The sequence below is a fragment of the Sphingopyxis sp. SCN 67-31 genome, assembly GCF_001725095.1.
Genome location: NZ_MEFH01000128.1, coordinates 1 through 8,125, shown reverse-complemented (window position 1 = coordinate 8,125; position 8,125 = coordinate 1). Strand labels below are relative to the sequence as shown.

The 8,125-nt window shown below is 61.1% G+C and carries 8 protein-coding genes; 6 read left to right on the top strand and 2 right to left on the bottom strand.

Features of this window, described 5'->3' with window-relative positions; genetic code table 11:
• Positions 1-14 precede the first annotated feature (14 nt).
• Both ABS88_RS21100 and ABS88_RS21095 read right to left on the bottom strand, forming a co-directional pair.
• Positions 15-398: a type II toxin-antitoxin system VapC family toxin gene (locus tag ABS88_RS21100; protein ID WP_095389365.1), complete on the bottom strand. Its 384-nt coding sequence runs from the start codon at positions 396-398 to the stop codon at positions 15-17.
• A complete protein-coding gene (locus ABS88_RS21095; RefSeq protein WP_037514232.1) occupies positions 391-639 on the bottom strand; it encodes an AbrB/MazE/SpoVT family DNA-binding domain-containing protein in 249 nt (82 codons plus the stop codon). Before ABS88_RS21095 ends, ABS88_RS21100 begins: the two co-directional genes overlap by 8 nt.
• A 359-nt stretch (positions 640-998) precedes the next feature.
• Between ABS88_RS21095 and ABS88_RS21090 the strand changes: the two genes are divergently transcribed.
• The 6 genes from ABS88_RS21090 to ABS88_RS21065 form a co-directional block, all read left to right on the top strand.
• Positions 999-1,514, top strand: a complete 516-nt coding sequence (locus ABS88_RS21090; RefSeq protein ID WP_095389367.1) for a helix-turn-helix transcriptional regulator — start codon at positions 999-1,001, stop codon at positions 1,512-1,514.
• 62 nt (positions 1,515-1,576) lie between these two features.
• Positions 1,577-1,906, top strand: coding sequence for a hypothetical protein (locus tag ABS88_RS21085; RefSeq protein WP_255247302.1), 330 nt, complete (start codon positions 1,577-1,579; stop codon positions 1,904-1,906).
• Between the two features lie 59 nt (positions 1,907-1,965).
• Complete coding sequence (locus ABS88_RS21080; protein ID WP_176473677.1) at positions 1,966-2,421, top strand: hypothetical protein; 456 nt, start codon at positions 1,966-1,968, stop codon at positions 2,419-2,421.
• A gap of 152 nt (positions 2,422-2,573) precedes the next feature.
• Positions 2,574-3,362 carry a JAB domain-containing protein gene (locus ABS88_RS21075; RefSeq protein ID WP_176473678.1) on the top strand — a complete coding sequence of 263 codons (789 nt, stop codon included), beginning with the start codon at positions 2,574-2,576 and terminating at the stop codon, positions 3,360-3,362.
• 94 nt (positions 3,363-3,456) lie between these two features.
• Positions 3,457-7,683, top strand: coding sequence for a strawberry notch family protein (locus ABS88_RS21070; RefSeq protein WP_095389371.1), 4,227 nt, complete (start codon positions 3,457-3,459; stop codon positions 7,681-7,683).
• A gap of 263 nt (positions 7,684-7,946) precedes the next feature.
• On the top strand, positions 7,947-8,125 hold a 179-nt coding region (locus ABS88_RS21065; RefSeq protein WP_286750491.1), incomplete at its 3' end, for a MucR family transcriptional regulator.

Here is an 8,125-nt window from a genome sequence, read left to right as displayed (position 1 = left end):
GTGCTGCAGTCTCATCACCGGGCAACTTCGATGGCGACGCCGATTTCGAGATCCTTCCACGCCCGGTCCATGGTGATAGCCGTCGCCCCGAGGGAGTGTGCGAGCGCAAGGCAAGCCCGGTCGCCAAGCGAAAGGCCGGCGACCTTCGTCGATTGCCGCAGCTTGCCCATGAAAACCGCGCCCTCCTTGTCCAAAATGCGTGTGTCGAGGTCGAGCAATGCAATCAGCTCATCGATTTCGTTGTCGCCAAGCCCCCGATCTTGCAGCTTGCCCACAATCTCGGCCAGATTCACTGCGCTAATGCAGCCGGTGTCCAGATGCGCTTCGATCCGCTCCGCTCCAGGCTCTTCCTGAATCACGGCGAGGACGGCGGAGGCATCAAGCACATAATCAGTCACGCGCGGCCTCCGACCGGCGATCCGCGATCAATTCGTCGGCCAGCGAAGCGCTGGCAGGGACATGGTGGCGGACAAGAGCTCGCACACGGCCAAGCGCTGTCTGGAATGATCGGACGCGCAACTCTCCGTCGACAACCTCGAGGCGCACATCGTCCCCATCGGCGATCCCGAGCGCCTTACGCACGTCCGCCGGAATTTGAAGCCTGCCGCCCGACACGATACGAGCCTTGTGAACGCTCATGACGAAACCCCTATACGATGTTCAAGGATGCCAACAGTGTCGCTTAGCCACAGCCTGTAGGCAAGTTAAAACAGTCCATGTTTGGCCTATCATGTCTTAAACTTCCAGATTGGCACCATTAAGCCCGGGTCGCCGGTTTGCGAATATTGGCTTCTTGCCCTATTAACAGAGATGTAGAGATGTCCGGATCAACCGCCTCGCGCGATGTTTCGGACCATAACGATCGAATGTCGATCGAGGGGAGCGAGCGATGTTGCGCGCTAATGGTTCGTCCCATTCCGATGGGGCGGCGACGCTATGCCGTGGGGTCGGAAGGGCCACCATGGAATTTCCGGCTCGCCAGGTTGCCGGGTGCTCTCGTGAGCGATGAGGCCGACTTCGAGCGTTGGTCGCGGTTGACGAACAAACACCGCGCCTGCCTCGACCCGCTGCTCGAACGAAAAACTTCCAAGGAGATCGCGCGCATGATCGGCCTGGCGAAGCCGACGGTCGACCAGCGCCTTACAAAGGCTCGATCCATCCTTGGTGTCGATACGCGCGATCAGGCTGCAGTCGAGTACGCACGCCTCAAGAAAAAGTATGATCGGATCACATATGATCCGATACACATTCCCGACAGGACGGAAATAGTGCCATCTGACTTCGCGGAGGGAGACCCCTCGACCGTAATCCATCTGACCGACATGGCAGTCGCCGCTCGGAGCACGGATGGACCGGTGGAAGGACTTTCCGATCCGCTCGGGCTCATCTGGAGACGAGATCATAAAGGTTTGGCGCGCCTCGCGCTCATGATGACGATGCTGGTCGCTTTGCTGCTTGTCGTTCATGCAAGTCTGGGAATTTCCGAGACTCTGACCCGGCTCGTCTCCGGCTGAACTTTTGAAAAGCAACGCCAACAAATGCCCGGAAGTCCTTCGCTTCCGGGGAAGGAGAAGTTATGCCTGAGAATCTCAAAGCAATGACCCTGCGACTTCAGCAGGACGTTCCCCTTGCCGAAGCAAGCCTCGACAGCGCCCTCATCGCCGTCTCGACCCTTATGACGAGCGTCGTCACTGCCCGGCAGCGCGTTGGCGTGGCGCCCAAGGCCGGCCAGGCATCGATCATGCGTCTCGCAAAGGCTCAGCTTTCGCTGGTCGAGGTAAGCGGTGACGTCTTGCGTGTCCATGGCGAGCTCGCGGACATCGCGCAGGAGACCGCGGGTCTTGATGTGCACGAATGCCCAAATCAGGCCAAAGCAACCGGCGCGCAGCTTGCCCTTGTCGCCTGAAACTTGACTGGGAGCCATCAGCATGATTTCGAGGAAGAATGTTGCGGATAGTCATATTCTTGATCTTGCTGCTGATGGCTTCGGCCTACGCGCTATGGAAGGGAGGGGGCCCCGAACGTGTGATGGCGACAATCCTCCTGGGCATGCTCGTCGTCGACCAGCTGGTTCATCTTCTGATCCCTGCGCAGTTCGCGAGCGTCGATACCGCCCATCTGGCTCTCGACCTGATTGCGGCACTTTTGACCTTCATGTTGGCGATGACAGCACATCGCTTCTGGCCGATGGTGGCAGCTGTCCTGCAGACTTTGCCACTTCTGGCGCACTTCAGCCGGCTGGCGGACGTGGGGATGCATCCGATTGCCTATTTGACGATGCAGGTTGCTGCCTCCTGGCTTCTGCCGCCGCTCCTCGCCGCCGCAACCTGGAGGCATCAGACCCGGTTGCGGAGGAGCGGCAGCGATCAGTCCTGGCAGCCCTCATCGCTGCAGTCGCACCTTCCGAGAGTCTTCAGATAGCTGACCGGCTGCTCTGCGAATTCCGCAGCCTCGACCGCGTCCTGACACAGAAGCCCGAGGCTCTCCGGCGAACCCTGGGAGGCCGAGACAGCGTTGCGGCCCTCATATTCGCGGCACGCGCCGCCAGTGTCGAAGCACTACGCTCCAGCCTTATGGGCCGGACTATCACGCCGACTGATCCGAAACTCATTGCCTATCTCAAGACCTCGATGGGGAGCCTTCCCGAAGAAGTACTTCGGGTTCTGTTCCTCGACGGAGCCTGCCGTCTCATAACGGACGAGCAGCTGCAGCAGGGCAGCCTGGCCCAGCTCATCCTCTATCCACGCATCATATTCAAACGAGCATTGGAGCTCGATGCGGCATCGATTGTGCTTGTGCACAATCATCCCAGTGGTGATCCGACCCCAAGCGAAGCGGATATCTCGTCTACGGAAAGACTCGCGGCTCTCGCCAGCAACTTGGGAATCGAGCTCACCGAACACATCGTCGTCAGCCGATCGGGCCACGCTCTGATCGGACAGCGGCCACATGGCCGCGGCCTCATGGAAATGGTCAAAAACCACCTTCTCCGGGATTCTGGCCGGTCGACCGGATTTCCTGATCGTGACCTCGCGCTGTCGAATGCAAGGCGTACTGCACGGAGGCGCTTGCTCCGCAGACATATTGTTGGATCTAGGAAATACTTAGGCGAGCCGGCGTGGGACATGCTGATCGACCTCTTCATCCAGCATTGCGAAGAGAGAAAGATCGCCACCGGCGATCTATGCGTATCTTCCGCATTGCCGCTGAGTACGGCTCTCCGCCTTGTCCAGCGAATGTGCGATGACGGGCTCATTCGCAAAATAGCCGACACCACCGACGGGCGTCGACAATTCGTCGAGTTGAACCCCGACCTCGCGTGGCGTCTCCTGGCCTACTTCGGCACGCCAATAGATGACTGAATGCTCCACTGAGACAGCAACGCCCGGCGTAAAGGAGTGAGAGAAGGGGAGGGGCTTTCGGGGCCAATATTGGCCCGAAAGAGGAGACCCTTCCATGATCATCGAAACCGACCAGGCGCCTGCTGCGGCAGCGCGCCAATATGCTGCGGCGTGCCAGATCGCAAAGTCGCTTCAGAATGATGCGCCACTCCCGAGAAGCCTCGCCACCGAGGCAATGACCGCAGCGTATGGGAGTAGCTCGGCCGACGGAACCTGGACGCAACGCGACAGCTTCGTCGCGATCGAGGTCGGAACGATACTCGCGCTGCGCTCGATGATGCTTCCTGAGACGCCAACAGGGATCGTCGAGAAGCTCGAGGAATTCGAGAGGCGGCTCCCGACGCAAACGGTCCGGAGCGAGGAGCAAATCTCGACCCAGCATTTTTCCACCCCATTGGCGCTCGCATGGCTGGTGTCCCACCTCGCCGCGATCGGCGACGACGATATCGTCCTTGAACCCAGCGCAGGCGTGGGAATGCTCGCCACATGGGCGGATCGCGCCAAAGCTGTCTGTATCAATGAGATTGATCCGGTCAGGGCAGGGCTGCTCCGACACCTGTTTCCCGGAATCAGCGTCACGTCATTCAACGCGGCTCAGATCAATCAGCACGTATCGGTCGCACCGACTGTCGTGATAATGAATCCGCCGTTCGCTCGCAACGCAGCCGGCGCCGTGGACCCGTTCGCCGCTCACCGCCATTTCGCCGCTGCGCTCGCTGCCCTTCAGACCGGCGGCCGTGTCGTCGCCATCATGCCGGACAACTTCCACCCGGGCGGAAAGCACGGCTCGCTGTTCGATCGCGCGGTTTCCGGTTCCCATGTCCGGTTGATGCTCCGGCTCGACAAGGGCTTTACAGGGAAGGGGACATCGGTCGCGGTACGCATTATCGTTGCCGACAAAGGATCCGGGGGCCGGCGCCCGCCCTCGACAATCAACCGGGCATCGGTTCGCAGCCTTCTCGAAGCCATTCGCGAAGTCCCGCCCCGCGCGGTTATTCAACCGGCTCCCCTGCCGCCGCCGCCGGGGGCGGCGAAGCCTGCGTCGCTATTTGGTGCGTTCCGAGCAGTCCCCGCCAAGTCTTTCCCGCGGGCCGCGCGACCGCTTCCGAGCTTCGAGATAGCTACTGTCGATTATCGGGTTCACGATCCCGTCGCCGCGGCCCATGATGATGCCGCCCTATATGTTCCATGGCGCAGTCAGCGCCTAGAATTCGACAACCCTTCCGAGCACCCGAGCCCGCTGGTCGAGTCTGCCGCGATGGCGGCCGTCGCGCTACCGGCGCCGAACTATAGGCCGCAGCTTCCCAAACGGGTGCTCGACGACAAGGTCTTGAGCGCGGCCCAGCTCGAGACGATCGTCCACGCACTCGCCGCGACCGACATCGACCTCCCGGGCCGCTATCGCCTGCCGGATAAGGGCCTTGCCCTCATCCCCCACGCCGAAGGTCAAAGTTATCGCCAGGGCTTCTTCCTTGGTGACGGAACCGGGGCAGGGAAGGGACGCCAGATCGCGGGGATCATCATGGATCAATGGCTTCGCGGTAACCGGCGCCACCTCTGGTTAAGCGATAGCAGCGCCCTGATTGAGGACGCCCGCCGCGACTGGCAGGCGCTCGGCGGGACGCCGCTCGACATTCAACCCTTGGGCCGTGTCCGTGCCGGCGCCGGGATCGAGATCGGCGATTCCATCTTGTTCGCTTCCTACGCCACCTTGCGAAGCGAAGCTGGTGGCGATCGCCGACTTGACCAGATCCTGACATGGCTCGGCGACGAGTTCGACGGATTGCTCCTGTTCGACGAAGCACATGCCATGGGCGGCGTCGCCGGTGGGGAAGGGCGATTCGGAGCGACATCGGGGTCTCAGCAAGGCATTGCCGGGGTCGAGCTTCAGAACCGCTTGCCCCGCGCGCGCGTCATATACGCTTCCGCTACGGGCGCCTCTGACGTTAACAATCTGGCCTATGCGACACGGCTTGGCCTATGGGGCGAGGGCACGGCGTTTGTCGACCGCGAGGCGTTTACCGCGCGCATTCGTGACGGCGGCGTTGCCGCGATGGAGCTTGTCGCGCGCGAGCTGAAGGCCATGGGTGTCTATACCGCGCGCGCGCTTTCCTACGCCGGTGTCGAATATGACATCCTCGAGCATGAGCTGACGCCGGGGCAGATCAGAGACTTCGACACCTATGCGGACGCCTGGGCGATCATTCATCGGAATATGGAAGAGGCGCTTGCGGCCGCCAGCGTCGTCGACCGGCTGACTGGCGCTACCCTCAACGGCCAAGCCTTGTCGGCCGCACGATCACGCTTCGAAAGTGCGAAACAGCGGTTCTTCTCCGCGCTCCTTCTCGCAATGAAACTGCCAAGCCTGCTCCCCGCGATCGATGTCGCTCTGCAGTCCGACCAGAGTGCCGTCATCCAGCTCGTCACGACAAGCGAAGCCCTGCTCTCGCGCCGCCTCGCCGATCTCGATCCCGCAGATCGCGCGGAGCTGGCGCTCGACCTCTCGCCTCGCGAGCTCGTGATGGACTATCTTCAGGCCGCCTTTCCCACGCGGGCGATGGAAATCGTCAGCGATGACGACGGCAATGAACGGTCGCGCCCATTGTCCGACGCCGACGGCAATCCGGTGCATAGTCAGGAGGCGCTGCGAATTCGCGAGGACACTCTCGAGCTGCTTGGCGCTATGCCGCCGATCGCGCCCGCCCTCGATGCCGTCATCGAGCGATTTGGTACCGACGCCGTAGCCGAGGTGACCGGACGGACAAAACGTCTCGTGCGCCTTCCCGATGGCAGTCAGAAGTTGCAGTCCCGCTCGCCTTCGGCGTGCATGGCTGATGCCGACGCCTTCATGAACGGCGCCAAGCGCATCCTCGTTTTCTCGGACGCAGGCGGTACGGGCCGATCCTATCATGCCAGCCTCGATCACCAAAACCAGCAGCGCCGCGTTCACTTCCTCCTCGAACCGGGCTGGCGGGCCGATCGCGCGGTTCAAGGGCTGGGCCGAACTAATCGCACCAATCAGGCTGAACCTCCGATCTTTCGCCCGGTGACGACCGATTGCCGCGGCGAACGCCGATTCATATCGACGATCGCGCGCCGGCTTGATGCGCTCGGCGCGCTTACCCGGGGGCAGCGCCAGACGGGTGGGCAAAATCTCTTCGATCCGATGGACAATCTCGAAAGCGACTATGCCAAGGATGCGCTGCTGACCTGGTATCGACTGTTGCATCGCGGCAAACTGACCAGCGTCACCTTCGGTGATTTCTGTCACCGCACCGGCTTGCGCCTTGAATATGAAGGCGAGCTGGTCGAAAAACTCCCGCCCATCCAACGGTGGCTTAACCGCATTCTTGCTCTGCCGATCGCGATCCAGAATGCAATCTTTGACGAATATCTCGGTCTTGTCGAAACCCGCATCGATGCCGCAAAGAAGGCTGGCACCTTCGATGCCGGCGTCGAAACCATCCGCGCCGACAAGCTGACAATCGCCGACGAGATAACCCTCCGCGGTGGGGCGGACACGTCGACCTCAACACGGCTCCTCACCGTTGAGGCCGAATGGCAGCGCGAAATGCGCTCGCTGGCGGACGTGTCCGCCTTGGCGGAACGTTTCGGCGCGCGGGCACTCCACTTGCGCAATGCGCGTTCGGGAAAGGTTGCGTTGCAAACGCCGGCGCGAACCCGATTGACCGACGCAGGCGAAGCCGTTGCAACCTGGCAGCTCACCCGCCCCGGGAACCGTCAATTTATCACCGCCGGGGATCTCGAGGAAAGCATGTGGGAGCCGGTCGACGCCGGGACCTTCGCAGACTGCTGGACGGCCGAGTGCGACGGGCTCCGCCAAAATCCCAATCGCGAGCGCTTCTTCCTCGCCGTCGGCCGCCTTCTTCCGATCTGGAACTTGCTTGGTGATGATCCTGAGGTTCGACGCCTCGTGACAGCCGACGGACGCGCGCTGCTGGGCCGCATAGTTCCGCGCGGCGACGTAAACGCGCTGCTCGGCAAGCTCGGTATCGCCGGCGCGATCGAACTTGCGCCCGCCGAAATTGTCGCCGCCGCATGGGAAGGAAAGACCGTCCCGATCGGGAGCAGCACGGGTCTGACGCTTCAGCGCCGGCGCGTTAACGGAGAATCGCGCCTCGAGCTCAACGGGTTCGATCCGCGGTCATTGCCATCGCTGAAAGCCCATGGCTGTTTCACAGAAATCATCCAGTTCAAGACCCGTATGTTCATTCCGGTGTCGCGAGCTGCCGACATTGTCTCGGCGCTATCGGCTAAATGACACCGGCGATCGGAAGATAGTTCAGGAAGAATGGGTCGCCGAAAATAGAGGCGGTTTGTCGGGCAGGTTCGCGGTAGTGCTTGAAATGTCGATGTGTCTTCATTTGACGGCACTATAAGCTTACACCTTTGTAAGTTATTGAATGTCAAATCATGGCGCTTTCCTGCAGCCTACCTCGCAGGTATAATGAAAAAACTGCTTGCAGGACGGCTCTCCAGTGAGGATTACGGCGCCGGTCGCAACCAACCATCAGGAAAAATCAAATGAACGATATTCCCCAGGATACGGGTGATCTGCTCACCCTCACCGCAGATATTGTTGCCGCGCATGTGGGCAACAATAGTGTCGCAATTTCGGACCTGTCACTTCTAATCAACAACGTGCATTCCGCACTCTCTGCACTATCTCATCCCGCTGAAAAGCCCGAAGAACCTCTTGTGCC

Excerpts from the sequence above, each read along its gene's own strand:
- ABS88_RS21070 (WP_095389371.1), top strand. The coding sequence starts at position 3,457 with ATGATCATCGAAACCGACCAGGCGCCTGCTGCGGCAGCGCGCCAATAT.
- ABS88_RS21075 (WP_176473678.1), top strand. The coding sequence starts at position 2,574 with ATGGGCCGGACTATCACGCCGACTGATCCGAAACTCATTGCCTATCTC.
- ABS88_RS21085 (WP_255247302.1), top strand. The coding sequence starts at position 1,577 with ATGCCTGAGAATCTCAAAGCAATGACCCTGCGACTTCAGCAGGACGTT.
- ABS88_RS21095 (WP_037514232.1), bottom strand. The coding sequence starts at position 639 with ATGAGCGTTCACAAGGCTCGTATCGTGTCGGGCGGCAGGCTTCAAATT.